Origin of the sequence: Peptoniphilus asaccharolyticus DSM 20463, from assembly GCF_900176115.1 — a bacterium.
Lineage (GTDB): Bacteria > Bacillota > Clostridia > Tissierellales > Peptoniphilaceae > Peptoniphilus > Peptoniphilus asaccharolyticus.
In genome coordinates this window covers 773,390-798,193 of sequence record NZ_FWWR01000009.1, presented here as the reverse complement: position 1 = coordinate 798,193, position 24,804 = coordinate 773,390, and the positions used below count along the sequence as shown (strand labels likewise).

Below are 24,804 nucleotides of genomic sequence, written 5' to 3'. Positions count from 1 at the left end.
ATGCCCTCTATAAAGGAGGTAAATATGATTTTTTATGACTTCGAAGTTTTTCAATATGATTGGCTTGTAGTTTTTATAAATCCGATCGAAAAGGAAAAGAAAATTATAGTAAACAATCCTGAGGAGTTAGAAAAATTTTGTACCAAAAATAAAAATGAGATTTTCATTGGTTGGAACTCAAAACATTATGACCAATACATTTTAAAAGGGATTTTACTTGGAATGAATCCAAAAATTATTAATGATGAAATAATTATTAATAATAAAAAAGGTTGGGAAATTTCACCTGAATTTAGAAAAGTAACCTTTTATAATTACGACTTAAAAGAAAGAAATGACCCAAGCCTTAAAACGATTGAAGGTTTTATGGGAAATAACATTAAAGAATCATCGGTTCCTTTTGATATTAAAAGAAAATTAACCGAAGATGAGATTCAAGAGACTATTGAATATTGTACTTGGGACGTTGAACAAACAATGGAAGTTTTTCTAAAAAGAAAAAAGTCTTTTAGTAGTCACTTAGATTTAGCAACTATAGCAAATAATGGAGTTTTAGATTTAAGTTTATTAAATAAAACTAAAACTCAATTATCAACTATGATTTTAAAGGCTCGAAAAAAAGATTATGATGATGAATTTGATTTAATAATTCCCAAAAATCTAAAAATTAAAAAATATAAAGAATGTATTGATTGGTATTTAAACCCAGAAAATTTATGTTATACAAAAAACGTAGAGGGAAAATCGGGAAAAACTTTAAAAGAAAAAAATCAACTTGATATTAATATTGCAAATGTACCTCACGTTTTAGGTTATGGAGGAATCCATGGAGCAATTGATAAATATCACGGAGTTGGAAATTTCGTTTTAATGGACGTTACAAGCTTATATCCAAGTTTAATGATCGAATATGATTTACTTTCAAGGTCGGTTCCTAAACCAGAAAACTTTAAAGAAGTTTACCAAAAGAATTTAGACTTAAAAGCAGCAGGTAGAAAAGCAGAACGTGAAGCTTATAAGTTAACATGTAATTCAACTTATGGAGCCATGAAAGATAAATATAATGGATTGTTTGACCCAAGAATGGCAAATAATGTTTGTATTCACGGACAACTATTTCTAGTTGATTTAATAGAACACTTAGAGCCTTATTGTGAAATTATTCAATCAAATACTGATGGTATTTTGGTAAAATATGAAGATTTTTCTAAAGTAAAAGAAGTTGCTGATGAGTGGCAAAAAAGAACAAACCTGGAACTTGAATTTGATTTTTTCAAGGAAATTTACCAAAAAGATGTAAATAATTATATTTTCATTTCAGAAGATGGTTACAAAACAAAAGGTGGATTTGTTAAACAATTAAATGCTTTAGATAATGATTTACCAATTATTAATAAGGCAATAGTTAATTATTTAGTTAAAAAAATACCAGTAGAAGAAACTATTTGGTCTGAAAATAAGTTAAAAGAATTTCAAATGATTAGAAAAATTACTAATAAATTCGAGCATATTCTTTATGATAACAAAATTCTAAATGAAAAATGTGTTAGGATTTTCGCTTCAAAATCTATTCATGATGGAGGAATTTTTCAAAAATCGGCAAGAACAGGAGCTTATGGAAAAATAACTGATTCACCCGAAAGATGTTTTTTAGATAACGAAGATGTGAATGATAAACTAGTTCCAAAAAAATTGGACAAAAATTGGTATATAAATTTAGCAAAACACAGACTTCAACTTTTTGGAGTGGTCGCTTGATTAAGGTTCCTTGTGAAAAATGTGATTATAGAGAAGTTGGTTGCCACTCAAAATGTAAACAATATAAAGAATTTAGAAAGTTAAAGGATAAAGAAAATGACAGAAGAAAAAGGGAGGCCTACAAATATGATAAACATTTTCAAAGGATTTATAGAAGTTAAGGATAAAAAAGCCGTAGAATCCTTTAAAAATGTTAAAAATTTAAAAAATCTAAATGAAGTTAAAAATTTAAATGGTTATGCTGGAGTTTTAGCAAAAAATACCATTCTTATTGATATTGACGATAAAGAACAAGCTGATATTTTATATAAGATTCTTAAAGATTTAAAAATAAAAAGTTTAATATTAGAAACTTCAAGAGGTAAACACTTTTATTTTAAAAATACAGAAGTTAAAAAATGTTTTACGCACTCAAATTTAGCAATCGGTTTAAAAGCTGATATTAAATCAGGATTTACGAATTGCTATGGAGTTTTAAAAAATGACGGACTTGAAAGAAAAATTTTAGAAAATCCTGAAAGTTTAGATGAACTTCCAAAGTGGTTAATTCCAATAAATTCAAACATGGATTTTTTAAATCTCGGAGCTGGAGAAGGTAGAAATCAATCTCTATTTGGTTATATTTTGCCTTTACAAACTAATGGATTTAATAAAGAAGAAGCAAGAGAAGTTATAAGGTTAATTAACGATTATATTTTAAAAGAACCTCTAACTGTAGATGAATTAGAAACTATTTTAAGAGATGAAGCCTTCTCAAAGGAAATTTTCTTTAATAACAAGACTTTTTTATTCGATGATTTTGCAAAATTTCTAATAGCAAATGATTATGTAATTAAGTTAAACAATCAATTACATGTTTATCATAATGGAGTTTATTTTAATAATGATGATTATATTGAGAAAAAAATGATTGAGCATATTCCAAGACTTAGTTCTGCAAGAAGAAGCGAGACTTTAAAATATATAAATTTACTTGCTGAATCTAAAGAAAGCCACGATGAAAATTTAATTGCTTTTAAAAATGGAATTTTCGATATAACTTCAAACGAGCTTTTAGAATTTAGTCCTGATTATATTATTACTAACTTAATTGATTGGAATTATGATTCTGAAGCTTATAACGAACTTACGGATAAAACCCTTAATAAATTAGCTTGTGGAGATAAAGAAATAAGAGCCTTATTAGAAGAAATGATTGGTTATTGCTTTTTTAGAAGAAATGAACTTAGGAAAGCTTTTGTTCTAATTGGAGGAACTCAAAACGGTAAATCTACATTTTTAGATTTAATAGCCTATATTTTAGGAGATTCTAATATTAGTTCTTTAGATTTAAAGGAATTAGACCAACGATTTAAGACAGCAGAACTTTTTGGAAAACTTGCAAATATTGGAGATGATATAGGAGATTCTTATATTCCTGATACTGCAATATTTAAAAAATTAGTTTCAGGAGATAGGTTAAACGTTGAAAGAAAAGGCCAAGACCCTTTTGATTTTAACAATTATTCTAAATTAATTTTCTCTGCAAATAATATTCCAAGAATTGGTTCAGGCCAAGATTCGTCGGCCATAATGAATAGGTTAATTATAATTCCTTTTAATGCGAGATTTTCAAAGTCAGACCCTGATTTTGATCCTTTTATTAAATATAAACTGAGAAAAGAATCTAGCATTGAATATTTAATTAAATTAGGTTTAGAAGGTTTACAGAGAGTTTTAACTAATGGTTTTACTATTTCAGAAAAAATTGAAAAAGAACTTAGAGAATATGAAATTATCAATAACCCTATGATTGAATTTTTAGAAGAAGTAAATCCTGAAAATAAATCTACAAAAGATGTTTATAAAGCTTATAAAGAATTTTGTCTTATGAATGGAAATAATCCAGTAGGCCATACAAAACTTAGTCAATATATAAAAACTAATTTAGATTTAGATATTGTTAACAAAAAGATAGGAGGAAAGGTTTTTAAAACGTTTATAAGAAAATGAAACTATATTTAAAAATAACAAAATTAATGAAAGAAAAAAATCTAATTCAAGCTAGACTGCTCGAAAAAATAGATTTAGACCAACCGAGATTGTCGGCCATCATGACTGGAAAAGAAGCGAAAAATATTAGTCTTAGAACAGCTTTACAAATTTGTAAAGGCTTAGATGTAGATATTTATGAATTAATAGAAGGAACTGAATATGACGAAGAAAACGCCGATGTATAACGTAACTTTTAAAGATATAGAAAATTATATCCAAAAAGGCTATGAAAAAGGAAGGAAAGAAACCATAGAAAGAGCTAGTCAATTATCAATGGCGGTTCCAATTATGGTCCTTCGAGATGAATTTGGTTTTGGTGAAAAAAGAATTGATAAATTCATAGTTGCTTATATTGAATTATATAATTCTATATCTGAAGGCTATTTAGATTTAAACGATATTATAAAAACAATAAATGAAGAAACAGGAGTGAAAATAGTTGAAAGAAATCGCTGAAAAATTAGTAAAAATTTACGAAGAAAAAAACAAACAATATGGAAACAGTTTTACAGAACTTTATAACGAGTTAGGTCCTATCAGTGCAATTACTCAAATTCTTCATAAGTCAAATAGATTAAAAGCCTTAGTTAAAACTAATAATATAGATTCTATTAAGGACACTTTAATTGATTTAGCAAATTATTCTATGATGACTTTACAGGAGATTGAAAAACGTGAACAACTTTCAAAAGATAACACAAAATATTAATTCTCTATTAGATTTTTTAGTAGAGAACACTCAATATTCTAGAGAATATTGGCTTGAGTATTTACAAAAGGAGGTTGAATATGAATAATGAGGTTTTCACTACTTTAGGAGTTTCTAATAGAGAAAGAGCTAAACATGATTATTATGCGACAGATCCGAAAGCCGTTGAAATGCTTTTAGAGTTAGAAGAGATAAGACCTATAGTATTAGAACCTTTTTGTGGAGAAGGTCACATTTCAAAAGTTTTATTAAATCACGGTCACCACGTTATATCAAGTGATTTAATCGATAGAGGCTTTGGATTTAGATCTGATATTAAAGAATATAAATTAAAAGATAATAATTTATATTGTAGAGATAAATTAGTTCTTGATACTGATTTTGATATTGTTACAAATCCACCTTATAAACATACAAATGAATTTACAGAATATGTTTTAAACTTGTTAAGACCTGAATGTAAATTAATTCAATTTTTAAAATTACAATTTTTAGAAACTAAAGGAAGAAGAGAATTATTTAAAAAATATCCTTTAAAAAAATTGTATGTTAGCTCAAGTAGGTTAGTAGCAGCAAAAAATGGAGATTTTTCAAAGGAAAAAGGAAGCGCTATTGCTTATGGTTGGTTTGTTTGGGAAAAAGGATTTTATGAAGATCCAATTATTAAATGGTTTAATTAACAGGAGGATGAATATGAGAATAATAATTGAAGGCGCTGATGGCGTTGGTAAATCAACTATAACTAAAAAAGTTGCTGATAAATTTAATTTAAGTTTAGTTCATTTTACAAATAAAGACCCTAGAGATTTAAATTTTTATTATCAATCCCTTAGAAAAGATAATGTTATATATGATAGAAGTTTTTTATCTGAAATGATTTATCCAAAGATCTTTAATAGACCTCAAAAATTAAAAGAATATGAGTTTCAATATTTATTAGAAAAAGCAAAAGAACTAGATATTAAAATATTAATTATTAATAACTATGATTTTAATCTAAAAAATTTTGAAGAAAAGGTTATTAAAGATAACATAAATTTAATAAAAGATGATTATTTAAAACTTGCTGGAAAATATAATATCCCTATAGCAAAAAAATGAGGAGGAAGTATGGAAAATATTAGCGTGAAAATTTTAAATCCAGAAGCGATCCCCCATATTGAAAAAATGGTGGCTTTTACTGCTAGATTAACTCAAAGAGGTCAAAAGCTTAAAAGTTTAGATGATTGTATAGATTTGTATAATAAACCCTATAAATCATTAAAACCTTTTTGTGATGTACCTCATCCGACTTTACAAAAATTTGGAACTATTGATGTGATAGTTTTTGGAGCTTCAAGAAGATTTTTAGCTCAAATTACTAGACACCAAAACGAAGTAAAGTTTATGAGCGCAAGTTTACAATATTCTGATTATTCAGGAAATTATGATTTTGTAGTTCCAGAAGGTATTTCTAATAAAGATGCTTATTTAAAATCTTGTGAGCAATCAATGAAGAATTACGAAGAATTAATCAAAAATGGAACAAATAATGATGATGCTGGTTATTTAGCACCGCAAGCTTTAAGAAATATTTTAATTATTAGCGCAATGCCTTTTGAGTGGAAGCATATTATAAATCAAAGAATTTGTTCAAGAAATACTAGAGAGATGCAATATGTTATGGAACTTATTTATAAAGAATTAAGTAAATATGAATTATTTCAATATGGAGTAGGTCCATTTTGTCACTTCGGACCTTGTAAAGAAGGGAAGATGTCTTGTGGTAAAAAATACGAATTTTAAAGAAGGACAACTTATTATTTATAAAAATATGATTGGAAAAATAAAAAAGATTAGAAATCATGAAGCCTTTATTTGGTTTCATACTGGAGATACAGCAGCTTTAACAAATTTAGATGATTGTATTCCAATTATTAATGATTATTGTATTGAGGAATTATTGAAAAAATGATTCTTTACCTAGGAGTAACGACTGACGAATTTGAACTTCCTTTATGTGTTTCAGATACTGCAGCAGAACTCGCAAGAATGTATGGAATGACCCCTAATGCAGTATATTGCAATATATATAATAATCAAGATGGAACGAGAAATGGAATTAAGTTTTTAAGAATAGAGGTAGAAGATGAAACGCACGAGAAAGAAAATCCTTAATAAAGGAGATATATATTTAATTTTACAAGAAGTTATGTATAGCGTTGTAGATTTAGCTAATAAGGATTGTGATGACCCCTTAGAAACTGCAAAAGATATTAAATACGGTTTAAATGTAATTATGGAACAAATTGATAAACATTATGTGGAGGTAGAAGATGAAACTGAAAGTTAAATTTGATTTTGTGCATGATTTAAATAAACAAATGGAAGAGGCTTCTGAGGAAGAACTTAGAGAATATAAAGAAAATAAAGATGATTTTATAAAACGAGGAATTGAAGATTTTAAAGAAAATCTAAAAAATGAATTAAATTACGATGATTATTGCTGGATTGAAAATTTAGAGGTGGAATATGAAGATTAAGTTATTAAATTTTGGTGGGATTAAACCTGATAGAGCTCATTATAATGATGCTGGAGCTGATGTTTTTAGTTTAGATAATTATGTTATTAATCCAGGAGAGACTTTAAAAGTCCCTCTTGGAATTGGTCTTGAAATTCCTGATGGTTATGTTGGTTTTATTTGTCCGAAGTCTGGTTTATCTAGCAGGGGATTAGTTTCAGAACTTTCACCAATAGATTCAGGCTATAGAGGAGAAGTTCATGTGATTTTGCATAACCAAAGCGATGAAAAAATTATGATTAATAAGAACAAAAAGATCGGCCAAGTGGTAATTTTACCTGTAGTTTTAGCTGAATTTACTGAAAATTTGGATAATTCTAGGGGAACTGGAGCCTTCGGGAGCACGGGATTGTGATGGTTTTGTGAAGATTGATAAAAAATTATTTTCAAATGGATATAAATAATTACAAAAAAATAAAATGATTTTTTACAAATAGTTAAATTTAGATATATTTAGATAAACTAACAAATGGTTAAAATTAGATAAATTTAGATAAAGAAAAAAGGTTACTCTTTTAATAAATAGTTATATTTAATTAAACATAGATATACAAAAGGGTAACTTTGAGTGTTTAGATAAATATAGTTAAACCTAAGCATGATTTGGTAAATGTTTAGATACATTTAGTTATATTTAGATAAAGAAAAAAGGGTAACCTTTTTTGTGAAGATTTTGTGAAAGAGTAACCTTTTATGTTTGTGTGATAATACAATAAAATATTGTATAAAATAAATACAATTCATTTGGATACATTTAGATAAAAAGGTTACTCTTTGGTTACTCTTTTAAAAACAAAAGAGTAACCCACTCTAGGTATTGGAATTCCAATGTTTGTTGACAATTGGTCGGTTACCCTTTTTTGATGCTTTTTTGAAAAGAGTAACCTCAATAGATGTGTAGATTCCAATACTTTAAGGGAAAAAGGTTACTCTTTTACTGTTTTTCTGCATACTTAGAACATTTTAGAAAATGGTACAAAAAATAAAATAAATAAATAAATATATAGTATATAGAGAAAGAGTAACCTGTAACTATATAGGAAGTGTTAAAAAATTAACAATCTTTTTTGAGTTTTTTATGATTTTTAAGGTGTGAAATTACATTGAACGTTATTTAGAATGACCAGAATATACCCAGAATTGATTTTTAATTTTTGCTAATATAAATCAATGAGTAAAAAGGAAAGTGAGTTTAGAGGCCATTATGGATGAATTAAATGAGATTTTAGTTTTTAAAGAAAAGATGAAAATTTTACAGGAGGAGATTGTGAAATTGGAAACTTTAATCACAAAAATAAATAAGGAATTAAATCCTATTGTTGTCCAAACTTCAAAATTGGTTAACAATGAAGATTTAATTTTAGAACTTATTGAAATGAAGAACGAATATTTAAACAAAAGCGTGGAATTTGCGAAATTAAAACGAAAAATCATTAAGAAAATTATAAAAATGAAAAATAAAAATGAAATTGTTTTGATTTATAGAAGATATGTTTTGGGAATGAAACTTACAGAAGTTGCTAAAAGTATGAAAATAACGTATAAATGGGCTCAAGTCCTTCATCAAAGGGGTGTTAATTCCTTTAAAAACATAGTATAATAGTATTAGTATAAAAGGCTTTCTAGGGGAAGTCTTTTTTTTATTGTGCAATTAAATGATTGATTAGTAATCAAAAGATTACAAAAAAGAGGTGAAAAATGGTGTCTAAACAGCTCAAACCCAATGTTTGTGGAGCTAAAAAGACAAACAAGGAAGGGACTTGTAAATTACCAGCTGGATATGGAACAGATCACCTTGGAAGTGGAAGATGTAAATGGCACGGAGGTTGTTCTACTGGTCCTAAAAAATATAATGCTGGAAAAAATGGAGAAAGAAACGGATTATTTGCTAAATATTTACCTGATGAAACCATGGAAATTGTTAATGGAATCGAAGATTTAAATTCTGAGATGATTCTATGGGATAACATTAAAATTCAATATGCAGCAATTTTAAGAGCTCAAACAATTATGGAAGTTAAATCTAAAAAAGATTTGGTTAAAGAATTAAAATCTTTTAAAGAGCTTCCTAATGGAATGACACAAGAAGAATTTGAAATTCAGTTTGCTTGGGACCGTCAAGAGAGATTTTTAAATTCTCAAGCAAGAGCTATGACAAATTTGACTAATATGATTAGTAAATATGAAGAACTTATTAATAAACATATTACTACAGAAGAACAAATCCTAAAAGTTGAGAAATTAAAGGTTGAAATTGATACTTTAAAGGGAATTAATCAGGAAATTGAAGATTTATCTGGAATTCAAGAGGCTATTTATGGTAAAAAAGAAGACAATTAATTTTAATTTCTCAGAAAAACATATTGATTATATAAGGTCTTGCTTAGATAGTACCTATAATATAGCAGAAGGTGCAGTTCGTGCTGGTAAAACAGTTGATAATATTTTCGCTTTTGCCCATGATTTGATGTTGTCAGAAGATAGGATTCATCTTGCGACTGGTTCTACTGTTGCAAATGCTAAATTAAATATTGGAGATGCTAATGGTTTTGGTCTTGAATATATTTTTAGAGGTCAATGTAAATGGTCTAAATATAAAGATAATGAGGCCTTAATTATCAAAGGTATTTATACTGGAAATAAAGAAAGAATTATTATTTTTGCTGGTGGTGCTAAAGCGGATTCATTTAAAAAGATAAGAGGTAATTCCTATGGAATGTGGATTGCAACGGAAATAAACCTTCATCATAATGACACTATTAAAGAAGCTTTTAATAGAACAGCAGCAGCAAAAACAAGAAAATTCTTTTGGGATTTAAACCCGTCACACCCTAAACATTGGATTTATACTGATTATATTGATAAGTATATTGGAAATGATTTATTAAAAGTAAATTATGAACACTTTACTATTGATGATAATATAAACATTTCAGAACAAAGAAGAAATGAGATAAAAGCACAATATGATAAGAATAGTGTTTGGTATAGAAGAGATATTTTAGGTTTAAGAAGTGTTGCAGAAGGTTTAATTTATAGACAATTTGCTGATAATATTAATGAATTTTCATGTAATGGTATGAATTACATGACAATAAATATTGGAGTTGACTTTGGAGGAAATAAATCAAAGCATGCTTTTGTTGCTACTGGAATAACTCATCATTATAAGGATTTAGTAGTTCTTAAAAGTGTTCGAGTTGAGCCTGAAGATATTAATTCTTTAGTAAATGCTTTTTTAAATTTTGTTTTGGAAATTCAAAGAAAATTTGGATCTATAACTGCTATTTATGCAGACTCTGCGGAACAAGTTTTAATAAAAACCTTACAAAATGCTTTGTTAGAAAACAATATAAATATAAAAGTTAGAAATTCAATTAAAAATGAAATTGTAGATAGAATAAGAATAGTTAATAGATTGATCGCTGAAAGGCGATTTTTTTATTTGGAAGATACTGAAAGTTTACAAGAAGCTTTAACTATGGCAGTTTGGAATCCTGATAAGTTAGATTTAGAAAGACTTGATGATGGAACTTCTGATATTGATAGTTTAGATGCCTTTGAGTATTCTTTTGAAAAATATATAAAAGCTTTTAGCTGGGGGTGATAAAAATGATTCAAGATGAAATAAGGTCTATGTATGGAATTAATAGAATAGAAAATAATTATGATTTATGGCTAGATTGTTATAGAGGAGAAAGTCCTTGGCTTGGTGGAGAAAATCTTGAAAGTTTAAATTTATGTGCAAGTATTTCGTCAGAGCTTGCTAGACTTACAACGATCGAATTTGAATCTGAATTGGATTTAGAAATTTATCAAGAAGTTATTGAAAATGCAAGAAAATTTGTCGAATATGGTTTAGCTTTAGGTGGTTTAATTTTAAAACCTTATAAATTAAATGATAAATTAGCTATGAATTACTTAACGCCTGATATGTATTTAATATTAGGTTTTTCTGTGTTTGGAGAAATTAATCATGTTGTTTTTATAGATAGGATTTATAAAAATAAAAGATATTTTACAAGACTTGAAGAACACGAGCAAATTAATGATTATTGGAAGATAACTAATACTTGTTACGAATCGGATAATTATTATTCCTTAGGAAAGAAAATTTCATTAAAAGAAGTTAATGATTGGAAAAATATAAAAGAAGCTGGAGTTATTAAAGTAGATTTTCCATTATTTTCATATTTTAAAAACCCTACAGCTAATAATTTAGATCTACACTCTTTTGAAGGCGTTTCTTGTTTTTCTAGAGCTTTATCCTTAATTCAAGATGCAGATGAACAATATCAAAGAATTTTATGGGAATTTAAAGGAACAGAAATTGCAATAGATGCTGATATTACTGTCGTTAAACAAAATGGAGAGCTTCCTCATGGTAAAGAAAGATTATTTAGAAATTTAGGTTTAGACCAAAAAGATGGTTTTTATGAAGTTTTTAGTCCGGATATTAGAGATTCTTCTTTATTTAATGGTTTAAATAAGATACTTAGAAGAATTGAATTTACTGTAGGTCTTGCTTATGGAACTATTTCAGAAGTTGACCAAGTTGAAAAATCCGCTACTGAAATTAAAGCTTCAAAACAAAGAAGTTATTCTACTGTTGTGGATATTCAAAAAGAACTTCAAAAAACTTTAGAAAACTTAATAAATGTAATTAATTTTTATCTGAATACTAATTATGAAGCTAGTTTTTCTTTTGATGATTCGTTAGTAGTAGATGCAGAATCTGAACAAAAGATAAGACTTCAAGAAGTTTCAGCTGGATTAATTAAACCTGAAGAATATCTAATGTGGAGATATGGAGTTACAGAAAAAGAAGCTCAAAAAATGATGCCTGAAGTTATAGAAGATGAAGAGGAGACTGAGGAAGAATGAAATTAGTGAATTTAGAATTTGCAGATGATAATACTTTACAACTTATTGTAGATACCGAAGAGCAATTGAATGAAATTATTAGGTGTTTTAAAGAAAAAGAAATAATTGAAATTACCATGGAGGATGAGACTTCATATGTTATTTACCCATGTAATATTAATTACATTTCAATTATAGAAATAGAAAAATAAGTGATTTAAGCATCATAAAACTTACAAAAGTTAGAGGTGAAGAATGAAATTTTTAAAAGTTATTTTTAAATCGGGAAGAGTTTATGATTATCCAGTAGAAAATGAGATTAAAATTTCAAATAATTTTTTAATTATTAAAAATAAAGATGATTATGCAAAAATATGGTTAAATTCTGTTGCATCTTATGTGGTGATATATAATGTTAACACCGAAGTACATGAAAAAACTTCCTGATAATATTCAAGGATATTATAGGAATTTAGAAGATAAAACTTTAAAAGATATTGTAAAGCGTATAAACGCGTCTTGTACAATTGCAGAAACTACTTCTGAAGTTAGGATTCAGTCTTTATTAAATCTTGGATATGATTTAAAAGATATTAAGAAAGAATTAAGTAAAGATTTATATATAACAGCTCATAAATTAGGGAGTTTAGTTAATAAAGCCGGTTTAAAATCTTATGCTGAAGATGCAAAATATTATGCAATCGGCGGTAAAAAATTAAAAGAAAATCCTGCGGTTTTAAAAATGATTGATGTTATGAGTAAATCATCAGTAGAAGATTTAAATAATTTAACTGGAACTGTAGGTCTTGCTGGAAAACCTCTTGAAAAATGGTATAAGGAAACTTTAAATCAAGCAGTTATTGATATAACTTCAGGAACTTACTCAAGAAGTGAAGTTATGAGGCAAGTTGTCAAAGATATTGGAGATAAAGGTCTTGAATATATAGAATATTCATCTGGAAGAAATTTTTCTGTAGAAGCTGCTGTAAAAATGAATTTAGTTTCTAGTGTGAACCGTTTATCTGCTGAAATTTCATTGAAAAATGCTGAAGAAATGAATCAAGATTTAATGGAAATTACAGCACATGCTGGAGCAAGGCCAACTCATCAAGAATGGCAAGGTCAAATCGTTTCTTTATCAGGTCAAGATGGCTATCTAACTTTAAATGATATTGGTTATGGTTCTGCTGAAGGATTTATGGGAGTAAATTGTCGCCATAATTGGTACCCTTATTTTCCCGGAAAAAGTAAAAGATTCTGGGACGATGAAACTCTAGAAGATTTTAAGTATAAAGGAAAAACCTATGATGAACATTCTGCTTACCAAAGAATTAGAAATTTAGAAAAGACAGCAAGAAAACATGAAAGAAAAGCTAAATTATTTAATGCTATTGGGGATAAAGAAGCAGAAACTACTGAAAAAGTTAGAGAACAAATTGTTAAACAAGAACAAAAAAAATTCCAAAAGGTTATAAAAAATAACGGAACATGTTATAATAAACCTAGAACCTTAGAAGATTTTGAAGAATACTCTAAAAATTATTATGAAAAAAATATTAAAGGTCAAATTTCCAAAGAAGGTGAAGACGCCATTGTGAATATATTAAACAACCTCGTTGATAAAAGTGAATTTTCAATGCGATTTAAAAGTAAAAATTTTGATTCATTATTAGAATCGGAAAGATTTTTAAATCAATTTGAGACTGGTACGAGTGGTGGGACAATAAGTAATAAATATAGAAAAGAAGCCACAAAACAATTATTCGGTACAGGAAATAAAAGGCTCAAAGCTTCCGAAAGGGAAAAATATGGTTATTTAGGGAATAACAATTTTGTAAAAGATTATCAATTTAACAATAAATATTATTCAGGTGTTAATCAATATGGAGATGTTATAGTTCGATTTAATAAGAATATACGAGACAGAGTAACATTTACTATTGATAATAGTTTAGGAGAAGCAGTTAATAAAAGAATTATTAGTTCAAGTGTTAATGATATAAATGTAAGTTGTATGTCAAAAATTCGTTTACAAGAATTTAATTATTATGTAAAGCATGATGGTGAAATTAATACTGTTGAACAATTAATAGAAAAATTTCATGTTAGATATATAGAAACTCAATATCATGGAGATTTAAAGTTAAGTGATGTATCAGAAATATGCTTTACTGATACTATACCTAATAATCTTGAAAAACTAAAAGATTTAGGAATTAAATTATTTAAAATTGAAGGTGAAAACATTGTTGAAATTTAAAGAAGCAATAATTGATTATGACGATCAGATCTTATGTACATTAGAAGATGGAAGATGTGCTTTAGTAGATTTAAAAAATAAAACATTAGTTATTGAAATTTTATTAGATTCTTTTATGAAGTGGTTCCCTTATGGTGGGAATACGAATATTTCAAAAGAAAAAGTTGAGTTAACTAAAAAAATAATTGAAACTACTGATAAAATTGGTTGTAATTATTATGCTGAAAAATATTTAGAAGATGAACAAATTAAAAAACAATATGATAAATTAAAACAAGAAGCCGGATATAATTATTGACCTGAATAAGTCGTAAAACTGTTTAAAATCTCTTTTGTTTTAGTCCTAGACAAGACTTTAAAAGGTCTTTTTTGTGTGGGAATATAGCTCAGTTAGGTAGAGCAATCGGCTGTTAACCGATTTGACACAGGTTCAAATCCTGTTATTCCCGCCATTTTGGTTGTAGGACCTAAAACCTACATAACTCTATTAGTATTGGTGATACTTAAAATTGACCTGAGGAGGAAATTATGAAAAAAGAAGAACTATTGGAATTAGGATTAACTGAAGAACAAATTCAAGGAGTTTTCAAGTTAAATGGTCAAGATATTAATTCTATTAAGTCAGAAAGAGACAACTTAAAATCTGAACTTGAGGTTGCAAATAATAAAATTTCTGAACTTGGAGATTATGAAAATGTTAAAGCAGAAGTTGAAAAATATAAAAATGAAATTTCTGATTTAAAACTTAACCATTCTATTGAAAATTCTCTAATGAAATCTAAAGTTAAGAATCCTAAAGCGGCTAAAGCACTATTGGATATAGAAGCTCTAAAGAATTCCAAAAATTTTGATTCAGATTTAGAAAATCAAATTAAGTCAATGAAAGAATCCGATTCATATTTATTTGAAGTCGAAGGAAGTTCTGTTGGTGGAGCCGGTTCTGTAAATGAACCTAATGTTAAGGATATGACTTATTCACAAATGGTGGAATATTTAGAAAAGAATCCAAGTGCTAAAATTTAAGGAGGAATAATATGCCAGCTATTTTTGATTCAAAATATTTTAATGCGGAAGTTTTTGGAAAATACGTGGAAACGATTCCAAAACTAAAGAGAAACGAACTTTTAAAATCTGGAGCTATTGTAGTTAATGACAGAATTAAATCCATGTTATCTGAACAAACTGGAGGAAATATTGTAACTACACCAATGCTTGGATTAATTGGTGGAAAACCAGTAAATTATGATGGTAATACTGATATTGAAGATAATTCTACAAAAACATTCTCTCACACAAGAGTTGTTGTAGGTCGTGCAAACGCTTGGACTGAAAAAGATTTTTCTTATGATATTACAGGTGGAGTTAACTTCATGGATAATGTAGCAAGACAAGTTGCCGGTTATTGGGACGATATAGACCAAGACACACTTCTTGCAATTCTTGATGGTATTTTTGCCATGACTGGAACTGAAAACAAAAAATTTGTTGAAGCTCATACTTTAGATATTACTAAAGAAAAAGAAGAAAATGCTTTTGGAGTTACTACTTTAAATAATGCACTTCAAAAGGCAGTTGGAGAAAATAAACAATCATTTTCTCTTGCTATTATGCACTCACAAGTTGCAACTAATCTTGAAAATCTTCAACTTTTAGAATATCTAAAATATACTGATGCGAATGGAGTTACTAGAAACCTTCAAATGGGAACTGTAAATGGTAGAACTATCTTAATTGATGATTCTATGCCAGTTACAGAAGTTACTGATGCAGGTGGAAACTACACAGCTTATACAACTTATGTATTAGGTAAAGGCGCTTTTGAGTTAACTAATGCAGGAGTTAAGGTTCCATTTGAAATGGATAGAAATCCAAAAGTTAATGGTGGTCAAGATACTCTATATTCAAGACAAAGAAATTGTTTTGCCCCTTATGGAATTTCTTTCACAAATAAGAAAATGACTTCTCTATCCCCTACTGATGATGAGCTTAAGAATGGAACAAACTGGACTTTAGTTGCATCTAATGATGGAGAAACTATAAACCACAAAGCAATTCCAATTGCAAGAATTATTACAAGAGGCTGATTATGAGAGAATTTTACAAGAGATTAATTGACTATTACACATTTAACAGAATTGATTATTCTGATGAGAATATGAAATCTCTTGTAGATGAATGTATAGCTCAATTAATGAGTTTAGATGAGAATTTAAAGGATAAAATGGCCAAGTTTGATTCGGATGGTAAAAAATCCGAATCTATTGGTTCACAAAAGGTTGAATATTTAACTCTAGATATTGATAAAATCGCAAGTCTTGAAAGAAGAAATGAAAGTAAAATTTATAAGATTATTAAGGTTTATTTTGGCCATACTGGTTTGATGTATAGAGGTGTTATAAATGCTAACTAATTGTGATGTTACTATTTATAATAAATATATTGAAAACAGAGAAACTAAATATAAAAAATCTTATATAAAAAATGTTCATTGGGAAGATTCTGAAGGATTTAATATTTTAAAATCTGGACTTACTTCTGCTGATAAATCTAAAATTTATATTCCATTTTATTCTTGCGGAGATTATAAAACACCAATTGAATTTAAAAAATCTAAAGAAGGTTTTACTTTAAAATCTGAAGATGTGATTGTTAAAGGTCTTATTGAAGATGAATTTACAACTATTAAGGATTTAGAGAAAAATTATGATTATGTTAGATTAATTACTACTGTTGATGTTAGAGATTATGGTTCTGAAAATATGAAACATTTTGAAGTAGGTGGAAAATGATATTTTTTAAAGATTTTATTCTTGATGCTAAAAGAGATTTTACACCGGCTCAAAGATTTATTGATTCGGAATGTATGAGGTTGATGGACCCATACACGCCATTTGATAAAGGAACTCTAAAATCTGCACCTAATATTCAATCTGGAGGAGGTAAAATCGTCCAGCAAACCCCTTATGCTAAAAGATGGTATTATGAGCATGCTAATTTTAAGGAAGGCCCTAGAAGGGGAAATAAATGGTTTGAGAGAATGAAAGAAAATCATAAAAAAGATATTTTAGCGGGAGCTGCAAAGATACTTGGAGTTAAAAATGAAAAAAATTGAAGCTATTAGAAAATATTTTGATAAATGCCCTTTATTAGATGAGGAAGCTAGAATAAATATTGATTATATTGGAAATGAGGCTATTGAATATGCAATTTATTCTGAGCCTATAAATCCTATATATAAAGAATATGTAGATGGAGGAAAAATAAAACAATTTGGTTTTACCTTTACTACTATTAATTATTATTCTGCTGAAATTTTACAGCAATTAGAAAATTCAAACTTTTTTGAAGATTTTCAAAAATGGATTGAAGATAATAACGAGAATTATATTTTACCTGAAGTTAAAGGTTCAATTAAAATTGAGATTTTAACTAATGGATTTTTGTTAGATGCTGAAGCTGATAAGGCAAAATATCAAATACAATTAAAACTTATTTATAAGGAGGATTAATAAGAATGAGTGAAAAGAAATTAGTTCAAAGAGCCGACAAAGTCGCTTTTATGAAGGTTAAAGATAAGTTTGAAAGAATGCAAGGTTTTACTGGAATGAGTACTTCCAAAAACCCTAAAGAATACACAAGACAATATGTAGACGAACTTTTTGAAACTACTGATGTTGTTGGTATTTCTGCATCTATTGAATTTGCGTTTGACCAATTTGTTGGAAATCCAGTTCATGATAAACTTACTGAAATGATCGATAACGAAGTTGTTGGTACTGATGCAGTTGTAGAAATTATGGTTGTAGATTTTACTAAAAAAGGTTCTGCTGAAGGTGAATTCCAAGCTAGAACAAGAAAATATTCAGTTATTCCAAATACTGAAGGTGGTTCATTAGATGCTTACACTTATGAAGGTACTTTTAGAGTTAACTCAAATACTGAAAAAGGAACAGCAACTTCTACTGATAAATTCATGACTGCGGATTTTAAGAAAGCAGAGTAATTTATAAATTAACCTGAAACAAAAAAATGAGGTGAATAATTAAATGGCTAAATTTAAGTTTAGAGATAATACGTTAAAACTTGATATTGAAGATAAGGTTTATAATATTGATATTTCGAATTTTGAACAATCCGAAAAACTTCTAACAATTGCGAAAGATGCAATGGAAATCGGAGATAAGGGAAACAGTGAAAAAACTGTGGAAACAATGCTTATGATGATTCAAGATGCAATTGACACAATTCTTGGAAATGGAGCTACAGAAGAAATATTTAAAGATAGAAAAGTTAATTTGTTAGATTTACTTGACCTACTCGCTTATATTACTGAAGAGATAACTGAGTTTAGGTCTAACAAACTTGAAAGAATTTATTCGGTAAATCGTAAAAATGAACTTGCTGATTGATGGAGCCCCTAAAGAAATATATATAGATTCTTTAAAGTATAACATTAACTATGATTTTAGATATGGACTTCTATTTGAAGAACTTATGAATGACACTACAATTTCTGATTCAGAGAAACTTACCTTAGCAGTTAAATTATATTTAGAAAACCAATACGTAGAAAATTATGAAGAAGCGATAACTCAAATCTTTAATTTCTATTTATGTGGAGAAACACCTCGTAAAACAAAGAAGAAAAAAAGAGAAAATCCAGTGTTTTCTTATGAGGAAGATGCTGGATTAATTTTTGCAGCTTTTAAAGAGGTTTATAATATTGACCTAGTTGAAGATAAAATTCACTGGTGGAAATTTAGAGCTTTATTTGATGCTTTACCTGATACTTGCCAATTTAGAAAAGTTGTTGGTTATAGAGCAATTGAAATCAATCAAAATATGACGGATTCTCAAAAGAAATTCTATAAAGAAATGAAGAAAATTTATGCTTTAGAAGATAAACGAACATTAGAAGAAAAGGAAGCTGATTTTGCCAATGCACTTTTTGGGTGATTTATGATATTATTAATCTATACATAAAGGAGATGATTTTATTTTGAATTGCCCAAAATGCGGAAGCGATAACACTCGAATTGAGGTAGTAAATACTATTCACTTAAAAAGAAAAAGAAACTGGTTTTACTGGATAAGCTGTTTATGGATGATAGATATTTTTTGGTGGATTGGAATGTTTTTTCCAAGATTGATAATTCAATTATTAAAAGGCAAAACGTATAAAACCACTAATAAAATTGAAAAGCATTTAATTTGTAATGATTGCGGATATGATGGAAAAATTAAATAAAAATTACTGATAAGTTTAGGAAAAATCCTAAACTTATTTTTTTGTTATGAGGAGGTGAATTAATGGCAAGTGATGGAAAATTAGTATTTGATACCAAAATTGATGATTCGGGGTTTAAACAAGGTCTTGGAAAACTTAAAGGAATTGTAGGTAAAGGAGCAAAACTTGCAATGGGTGCAATTACTGCTGTTACAGCTGCTTTAGGCGCAGCCGCTGCAGGTGCTGCAAAAGTTGGTTCTGAATTTGAAGCCGGAATGAGTCAAGTGGCAGCAACTATGGGAATGACAAAAGCAGAAATTCAAGGCGGTTCTAAAGAATTTAAAAAGCTTGAATCTGCAGCAAGAGAAATGGGTGCAACTACTCAGTTCTCGGCAACTCAAGCTTCAGAAGCTTTAAATTATATTGCCCTCGCTGGTTATGGAGCCGATGATGCGGTAAAACTTCTTCCAAAAACCTTAAACTTAGCAGCAGCCGGAGGTCTTGAACTTGGTTACGCAACGGATATTGTGACCGATGCGATGTCTGCTTTAGGTCTTGAAATAAAAGATGCTGATTCTTTTATAGACCAAATGGCAAAGACTTCTCAAAAATCAAATACTTCTGTTGGTCAACTGGGAGAAGCAATTCTTACTGTTGGCGGTACAGCTAAAGATTTAGCAGGAGGAACTGTTGAATTAAATACAGCTCTTGGAGTTCTTGCAAATAACGGTATTAAAGGAGCTGAAGGCGGTACTAAACTTAGAAACGTAATTATGAGTTTGACAGCCCCAACTGATAAGGCTGGAAAAGCTATGGCAGCTCTTGGAATTACTGCTTATGATGCAGAAGGAAACATGAGGCCTCTTCAAGATGTATTTAAAGATATTAACCTTGAAATGGCTAATATGACAACTCAAGAGAAAAAAGAATGGTTAAATACTGTTTTTAATAAGCAAGATTTAGCAGCGGTTTCTGGTTTATTAGCTGCAAATGCAGTTAGTATTGATGATATATCAACAGCCTTAGAGGCAGCAGGTGGTCCTGGAGAAGAATTTAAAGAAAATATTGCAGCCCTTGGAAAAGAATTTGACCAATTTTCTGATAAGCAAGATTTCGTAAATCATGTTATGGAATCCTTTGGTTTAACAGCTGAGCAAGCTGGAATTCTTTATGAAGGTTTAAAATCTTCTTTAGAAGGAAGCACTTGGGACCAATTAGCAGCCGAAATTGAAAATTCTAAAGGTGCAGCTGAAGAGATGGCTAATGTTATGAATGATAATTTACAAGGCGATATTACTAAAATGAAATCCGCCTTAGAAGAATTATCAATTTCATTTTATAAAACTTTTGATACGAGTTTAAGAGAATCTGTTCAAACAGCAACTGGTTATGTCGATAAATTATCCCTTGCGATGCGTGGAATTAATGCTGATGAATTGGCAAGTTCTTTAGATGCCGCCGGAGTTAGCGTTGATGGTCTTAATATTAATCTTGTTGAAGCAGTTTTAAAAATGGATCAGTTTGATTCCAAAGCGGATTATGTTTCAATGGCAATGGACAAATGGGGATTATCTTCAGAACAAGCTTCAACGTTATTTGATACTCTTTCAAATTCCTTAGAAAATTCTGGAGATAAGGCTCAAATCGTCGGAGAAGTTTTAGGTCAAACTATTTCTGATTTAAACACTAAAATAGCTGAAGCATTACCAAAATTCCTAGAACTAGGAATAAATATTTTAAAAAATCTTTTAGATGGACTTTCTCAAAATATTCCACAAATAGCTGATACGGCAATTCAAATAGGAACAACTTTATTAGAAGGCTTAGGAGATATTGCAGTTCAATTTTTAGATATTGGTTTAACAATTATTGAAAATCTAATTACTGGAATTGGTCAAAATGCACCGCAAATTATAGAAACTATGATTGATATTGTAGTTAAACTTGGAGATACGATAATTTCACATGTTCCCCAATTACTAGAAGCAGGTGCTCAATTATTATTAGGTCTTGCTCAAGGGTTAGCTGATAATTTACCAACGATCATTGAACAAGCACCAAGACTTATTAACGAATTTACAAATGCTTTAATAGGAAAAATTCCAATGCTAATAAAAGTTGGTTTCCAAATACTTGTAACTTTAGCAAAAGGATTAATTGAAGCAATACCAACTTTAATTGCAAATATACCTCAAATAATAATGGCAATTGTCAATGCCTTTACTTTATATAACTGGGCAAGTCTTGGAAAAAGTTTAATTACTAAAATAGGAGAAGGAATTAGCAAAGCTCCTCAAGCCATAGGAAATGCAATTAAAACTTTACTTGAAAATGGAACTAAATTTATTAAGGATTTTGCAGAAACCTTATATTTAAAAGGATTTTATTTAATTGAAAAACTTTCTCAAGGTATTTCTGGAGGAGCGGGAAATATTGCAAAAGCTGCTGGAACAATTATTAAAAACATTGTTTCAGGTTTATTATCAGGACTTACCTCTTTAATTAAAGCTGGTTTTGAAATCATTAAAAGCTTAGCAACCGGGATTGCTGAAAATTTGCCAAACCTAACTGAAGTTGGAAAAAATATAATAAGTTCAATAAGTAATTTTATATCAGAAGGAATTCCAACTTTACTTGAAAAAGGTCCTGAGATTATTAATGCAATTATTTCGGGGATTGCATCTGCAGCCGGAGCTTTAGTTTCTAAAGGTGCAGAAATAATTGGAAGTTTTATTGAAGGAATTAAAGGAAAAACTGGAGAATCTGAAGCGGCTGGAACAGAAATAACAACTTCAGTAAATACTGGACTTTCTAAAGGAAAAGATGAAGCTTCAAAGTCTGGTTCAGATTTAGGTTCTAATTATGCCAAAGGAATTGAAAGTTCCAAATCAAATGTAGAAACCGGAGCAAAAACTTTAACCGCTTCTGCAAAAAAAGGTTTAGAAACTGGAAAAAATGATATTTCAAAAGTTGGTACTGAAACAGGAAAAACTTATGCCGACAAAACTAAAGAAAAGAAATCTGATTCGGAAAATTCTGGTAAAGAATTAGGAAAGTCTGCGGTAAAAGGTGCAAGTGAAGCCTCTAAAGAAATGAGTAAATCAGGCCAAACAGCCGGAGATGAATTTGTTAAAGGAATTAAATCTAAATCTTCTGATGCTAAAAATGTTGGTTCTGAAATTTCAAAATCTCTTGCTTCTGGAGTTACTTCTTCAAAATCTGAAGTTGATAACGCAGTTAAAAAAATAATTCAAGATGCTATAAATGCAATTCAAAATAAGAAAAATGAATTCCAAACTAAAGGTCAAGAACTTATTAAAGAGCTTGCTAGAGGTTTTGATAATGCAAAAAGTCAAGTTGATAATAATTTAAAAAGAATACTTCAAAATTGTGTTAATGCTGGAAATTCTTATAAAAGTCAATTTGTAAGCGTTGGCAGAAACTTAGCTAATGGTATTGCTCAAGGTATTTCTTCAGGTTCTGGAGCTATTCAAGCGGCGGCTAGAAACGCAGTTCAAAAAGCAGTTAACGCAGCAAAAAGAGCTGGTCAAATTAGGTCACCTTCTAGGCTTATGAAAAAAGAAGTCGGTTTTTATTTGTCCGCTGGTATGGCCGAAGGTATTAAATCTGGAGAACCTTTAATTGAAGATGCGAATAAAAACTTAATTTATAAGGCAGAAGCTCAATTAAAAAAACTCATTGAAAGAGGAGCCAGCCAAGATGTTCTTAAGAATTATCTTGGAAAAAATATTGAAGATGCAGTTAAATATGGAAACTTATTATTGAATCAATCAAATTTAGATTTTGATAAATATAATTCAAGTTTTAAGTTAATTGACAAGATAAAAGATGAAATTAAGATGAGCAAAAATCTAATTGAAGATGCTTTTGAAGATGTTCAATTGAAATTTAAAATCGATAATATTTTAAATTTACCAAACAATCAAAAATCAAATAATGATTATAAACCTGTTGCGATTAATATTTATGGAGCTAATTTCAACGATAGAAATCAAGCTAGAGATTTTGGAAGAGAATTAAATGCTCAAATAGAAAGAGAGAGAAGACGTTATGGCGGATAAAAAATTTTTAGGAGATTCTTTTGAATTCAGAGGAATTAATTTTCTTGAAAAATTTAATATGAAGGTGGTAAAAGTTGATTATATTTTACCACCAAAAAGAGAACGTAAAATTCAAATCCCAAGAAGAAATGGTCGTTATGATTATGGAGCTGAATGTTGGGAAGAAAGAATCATCAGAATAGAGTGCGATATTTTAAAACCTTTAGAACGTTCTGAACTTAGAGAGATTTCAATGGTTTTAGGAAGTAAAGGTAAATTATACCTATGGGATGAGCCCGATAAATTTTATATTGGAGAAATTTATGAAGGCGGAGAAATTTTTGAATTCCCAAAGGCAAATATAAGAACCTTTACCTTGGAATTTATTTGTGAACCTTTCGCTTATAGAGAAACTTCTTTTGTAGATATTAAAAACGGTCTAAATAAAATTGAATATCGAGGAACTTTTAAAGCGCCTTGTCAAATTGTTTTAGAAAGCGAAGAAGTTTTACAAAATATAACGATCAATACAACTTATAGGAGGAAATAAAAAATGTATGCTACAAATTATTTAGAAAAATCATTTTTAAATATTATGAAAAATATAACTTTAACTGCCCCGAATGAAGTTTACGCTGGATTATATATAACAAATCCAGGAGAAGAAGGTAAAGGTGTTGAGGTTAATTATAAAGGTTATGAAAGACAAGTTATTAAGTTTAATAATGCTTCTGAATCTGATGGTCAAATCCAAATTAAGAATTTAAATCAAATTAATTTTCCACAATCCCCAACTGATGCCGGAACAATAACTTATATTGGAATTTCCGATTCAAAACTTGGTGGGAACATGCTTGCGTATGGAAAATTAGTTGAAGATTTAGATATAAGAAGCGGAGAATCGCCTGTTTTAATGGCAGAAGAAGTTGTTGTTTTTTCAACTGGTCAATTATCTAAAACTTATAAGAAAAAACTACTTCACGTTTTTAAGGGGGAATCTATCCAAGGAGTTAAACCTCATCTTGCTTTGTTTAATGGAAATCCTGAATCAGGAGGAGCTGAACTTCTTGGAGATAATTATGAAAGGGTAGCGATAGAATTTAAATCCCCTGAAGAAAGTTCGTCTGGTCAATCAATTATTTCAAATTCACACGAAGTAATTTTTAATAGACCTTCAACTGATTGGGGAGTTTGGAATTTTACAGCTGTTATGGATAATAAAACAAATGGTGAACCTATATGGATTTATGATAGAGGAATTGTAAAAGAACTTAAAAGAGGTTACATGCCAAAAGCTGATATAGGAGCCTTAAAGTTCGCTATGAATTAAG

Annotated in this window: 34 protein-coding genes and 1 tRNA gene; all 35 read left to right on the top strand. The window is 28.9% G+C overall.

Features of this window, described 5'->3' with window-relative positions; translation table 11 throughout:
* The first annotated feature begins 24 nt into the window (after positions 1–24).
* The 35 genes from B8869_RS04605 to B8869_RS04435 all read left to right on the top strand — a co-directional run bounded on the left by B8869_RS04605 (position 25) and on the right by B8869_RS04435 (position 24,803).
* Positions 25–1,758 carry a hypothetical protein gene (locus B8869_RS04605; protein WP_084230538.1) on the top strand — a complete coding sequence of 578 codons (1,734 nt, stop codon included), beginning with the start codon at positions 25–27 and terminating at the stop codon, positions 1,756–1,758.
* Positions 1,755–1,919 (top strand): hypothetical protein, encoded by a 165-nt coding sequence (locus B8869_RS11700; protein ID WP_200805948.1) that lies wholly within the window; start codon positions 1,755–1,757, stop codon positions 1,917–1,919. Before B8869_RS04605 ends, B8869_RS11700 begins: the two co-directional genes overlap by 4 nt.
* Complete coding sequence (locus B8869_RS04600) at positions 1,885–3,750, top strand: phage/plasmid primase, P4 family (RefSeq protein ID WP_084230537.1); 1,866 nt, start codon at positions 1,885–1,887, stop codon at positions 3,748–3,750. Before B8869_RS11700 ends, B8869_RS04600 begins: the two co-directional genes overlap by 35 nt.
* Positions 3,747–3,977 (top strand): helix-turn-helix domain-containing protein, encoded by a 231-nt coding sequence (locus tag B8869_RS04595; RefSeq protein ID WP_084230536.1) that lies wholly within the window; start codon positions 3,747–3,749, stop codon positions 3,975–3,977. Before B8869_RS04600 ends, B8869_RS04595 begins: the two co-directional genes overlap by 4 nt.
* Entirely contained in the window at positions 3,952–4,248 is a 297-nt protein-coding gene (locus B8869_RS04590; RefSeq protein ID WP_159445235.1) for a hypothetical protein, read from the top strand. Before B8869_RS04595 ends, B8869_RS04590 begins: the two co-directional genes overlap by 26 nt.
* The gene (locus tag B8869_RS04585) at positions 4,232–4,501 is read left to right on the top strand and encodes a nucleotide modification associated domain-containing protein (protein WP_144017938.1); all 270 of its coding nucleotides are present in this window, start codon (positions 4,232–4,234) and stop codon (positions 4,499–4,501) included. Before B8869_RS04590 ends, B8869_RS04585 begins: the two co-directional genes overlap by 17 nt.
* An 80-nt stretch (positions 4,502–4,581) precedes the next feature.
* Positions 4,582–5,181 carry a TRM11 family methyltransferase gene (locus B8869_RS04580; RefSeq protein WP_084230534.1) on the top strand — a complete coding sequence of 200 codons (600 nt, stop codon included), beginning with the start codon at positions 4,582–4,584 and terminating at the stop codon, positions 5,179–5,181.
* A 13-nt stretch (positions 5,182–5,194) separates the two neighbouring features.
* Entirely contained in the window at positions 5,195–5,602 is a 408-nt protein-coding gene (locus B8869_RS04575; RefSeq protein ID WP_084230533.1) for a hypothetical protein, read from the top strand.
* Positions 5,603–5,611: 9 nt separating this feature from the next.
* Positions 5,612–6,286, top strand: coding sequence for an FAD-dependent thymidylate synthase (locus B8869_RS04570; RefSeq protein ID WP_084230532.1), 675 nt, complete (start codon positions 5,612–5,614; stop codon positions 6,284–6,286).
* Positions 6,264–6,455: a hypothetical protein gene (locus B8869_RS04565; RefSeq protein WP_084230531.1), complete on the top strand. Its 192-nt coding sequence runs from the start codon at positions 6,264–6,266 to the stop codon at positions 6,453–6,455. Before B8869_RS04570 ends, B8869_RS04565 begins: the two co-directional genes overlap by 23 nt.
* Before the next feature lie 174 nt (positions 6,456–6,629).
* Entirely contained in the window at positions 6,630–6,833 is a 204-nt protein-coding gene (locus B8869_RS04555; protein WP_084230529.1) for a hypothetical protein, read from the top strand.
* Positions 6,817–7,023 carry a hypothetical protein gene (locus B8869_RS04550; RefSeq protein ID WP_084230528.1) on the top strand — a complete coding sequence of 69 codons (207 nt, stop codon included), beginning with the start codon at positions 6,817–6,819 and terminating at the stop codon, positions 7,021–7,023. Before B8869_RS04555 ends, B8869_RS04550 begins: the two co-directional genes overlap by 17 nt.
* A complete protein-coding gene (locus B8869_RS04545; RefSeq protein ID WP_084230527.1) occupies positions 7,013–7,417 on the top strand; it encodes a dUTP diphosphatase in 405 nt (134 codons plus the stop codon). Before B8869_RS04550 ends, B8869_RS04545 begins: the two co-directional genes overlap by 11 nt.
* 849 nt (positions 7,418–8,266) lie before the next feature.
* Positions 8,267–8,662 carry a hypothetical protein gene (locus tag B8869_RS04540; RefSeq protein ID WP_084230526.1) on the top strand — a complete coding sequence of 132 codons (396 nt, stop codon included), beginning with the start codon at positions 8,267–8,269 and terminating at the stop codon, positions 8,660–8,662.
* 98 nt (positions 8,663–8,760) lie between these two features.
* A complete protein-coding gene (locus tag B8869_RS04535) occupies positions 8,761–9,402 on the top strand; it encodes an HGGxSTG domain-containing protein (RefSeq protein ID WP_084230525.1) in 642 nt (213 codons plus the stop codon).
* Entirely contained in the window at positions 9,380–10,669 is a 1,290-nt protein-coding gene (locus B8869_RS04530) for a PBSX family phage terminase large subunit (RefSeq protein WP_084230524.1), read from the top strand. The genes B8869_RS04535 and B8869_RS04530 overlap by 23 nt, the downstream gene beginning before the upstream one ends.
* A 5-nt stretch (positions 10,670–10,674) precedes the next feature.
* Positions 10,675–11,946, top strand: a complete 1,272-nt coding sequence (locus tag B8869_RS04525) for a phage portal protein (RefSeq protein WP_084230523.1) — start codon at positions 10,675–10,677, stop codon at positions 11,944–11,946.
* Entirely contained in the window at positions 11,943–12,137 is a 195-nt protein-coding gene (locus B8869_RS04520; RefSeq protein WP_084230522.1) for a hypothetical protein, read from the top strand. Before B8869_RS04525 ends, B8869_RS04520 begins: the two co-directional genes overlap by 4 nt.
* A 43-nt stretch (positions 12,138–12,180) precedes the next feature.
* A complete protein-coding gene (locus B8869_RS04515) occupies positions 12,181–12,372 on the top strand; it encodes a hypothetical protein (protein WP_084230521.1) in 192 nt (63 codons plus the stop codon).
* Positions 12,338–14,185, top strand: coding sequence for a phage minor capsid protein (locus B8869_RS04510; protein ID WP_084230520.1), 1,848 nt, complete (start codon positions 12,338–12,340; stop codon positions 14,183–14,185). The genes B8869_RS04515 and B8869_RS04510 overlap by 35 nt, the downstream gene beginning before the upstream one ends.
* On the top strand, positions 14,175–14,483 hold the full coding sequence (locus B8869_RS04505) for a hypothetical protein (protein WP_084230519.1): 309 nt from the start codon (positions 14,175–14,177) through the stop codon (positions 14,481–14,483). Before B8869_RS04510 ends, B8869_RS04505 begins: the two co-directional genes overlap by 11 nt.
* Before the next feature lie 77 nt (positions 14,484–14,560).
* A tRNA-Asn gene (locus B8869_RS04500) sits at positions 14,561–14,637 on the top strand.
* Positions 14,638–14,713: 76 nt separating this feature from the next.
* The gene (locus B8869_RS04495) at positions 14,714–15,208 is read left to right on the top strand and encodes a phage scaffolding protein (RefSeq protein ID WP_084230518.1); all 495 of its coding nucleotides are present in this window, start codon (positions 14,714–14,716) and stop codon (positions 15,206–15,208) included.
* 11 nt (positions 15,209–15,219) lie between these two features.
* Positions 15,220–16,269 carry a phage coat protein gene (locus B8869_RS04490; protein ID WP_084230517.1) on the top strand — a complete coding sequence of 350 codons (1,050 nt, stop codon included), beginning with the start codon at positions 15,220–15,222 and terminating at the stop codon, positions 16,267–16,269.
* A gap of 2 nt (positions 16,270–16,271) precedes the next feature.
* The gene (locus B8869_RS04485; protein ID WP_084230516.1) at positions 16,272–16,595 is read left to right on the top strand and encodes a head-tail connector protein; all 324 of its coding nucleotides are present in this window, start codon (positions 16,272–16,274) and stop codon (positions 16,593–16,595) included.
* Positions 16,585–16,974, top strand: a complete 390-nt coding sequence (locus B8869_RS04480) for a DUF6751 family protein (protein ID WP_084230515.1) — start codon at positions 16,585–16,587, stop codon at positions 16,972–16,974. The genes B8869_RS04485 and B8869_RS04480 overlap by 11 nt, the downstream gene beginning before the upstream one ends.
* Complete coding sequence (locus B8869_RS04475; protein WP_084230514.1) at positions 16,971–17,297, top strand: minor capsid protein; 327 nt, start codon at positions 16,971–16,973, stop codon at positions 17,295–17,297. Before B8869_RS04480 ends, B8869_RS04475 begins: the two co-directional genes overlap by 4 nt.
* Complete coding sequence (locus tag B8869_RS04470) at positions 17,284–17,694, top strand: hypothetical protein (RefSeq protein WP_084230513.1); 411 nt, start codon at positions 17,284–17,286, stop codon at positions 17,692–17,694. Before B8869_RS04475 ends, B8869_RS04470 begins: the two co-directional genes overlap by 14 nt.
* Before the next feature lie 5 nt (positions 17,695–17,699).
* Complete coding sequence (locus B8869_RS04465; protein ID WP_084230512.1) at positions 17,700–18,188, top strand: hypothetical protein; 489 nt, start codon at positions 17,700–17,702, stop codon at positions 18,186–18,188.
* 43 nt (positions 18,189–18,231) lie between these two features.
* Complete coding sequence (locus B8869_RS04460; protein WP_084230511.1) at positions 18,232–18,594, top strand: hypothetical protein; 363 nt, start codon at positions 18,232–18,234, stop codon at positions 18,592–18,594.
* Positions 18,578–19,141, top strand: a complete 564-nt coding sequence (locus tag B8869_RS04455; protein WP_084230510.1) for a bacteriophage Gp15 family protein — start codon at positions 18,578–18,580, stop codon at positions 19,139–19,141. Before B8869_RS04460 ends, B8869_RS04455 begins: the two co-directional genes overlap by 17 nt.
* A gap of 43 nt (positions 19,142–19,184) precedes the next feature.
* Positions 19,185–19,433 (top strand): hypothetical protein, encoded by a 249-nt coding sequence (locus B8869_RS04450; RefSeq protein ID WP_084230509.1) that lies wholly within the window; start codon positions 19,185–19,187, stop codon positions 19,431–19,433.
* A gap of 62 nt (positions 19,434–19,495) precedes the next feature.
* Positions 19,496–23,494 carry a phage tail tape measure protein gene (locus B8869_RS04445; RefSeq protein WP_084230508.1) on the top strand — a complete coding sequence of 1,333 codons (3,999 nt, stop codon included), beginning with the start codon at positions 19,496–19,498 and terminating at the stop codon, positions 23,492–23,494.
* A complete protein-coding gene (locus B8869_RS04440; RefSeq protein WP_084230507.1) occupies positions 23,484–24,023 on the top strand; it encodes a phage tail domain-containing protein in 540 nt (179 codons plus the stop codon). The genes B8869_RS04445 and B8869_RS04440 overlap by 11 nt, the downstream gene beginning before the upstream one ends.
* Before the next feature lie 3 nt (positions 24,024–24,026).
* Positions 24,027–24,803, top strand: a complete 777-nt coding sequence (locus B8869_RS04435) for a phage tail fiber protein (protein WP_084230506.1) — start codon at positions 24,027–24,029, stop codon at positions 24,801–24,803.
* Position 24,804 lies beyond the last annotated feature (1 nt).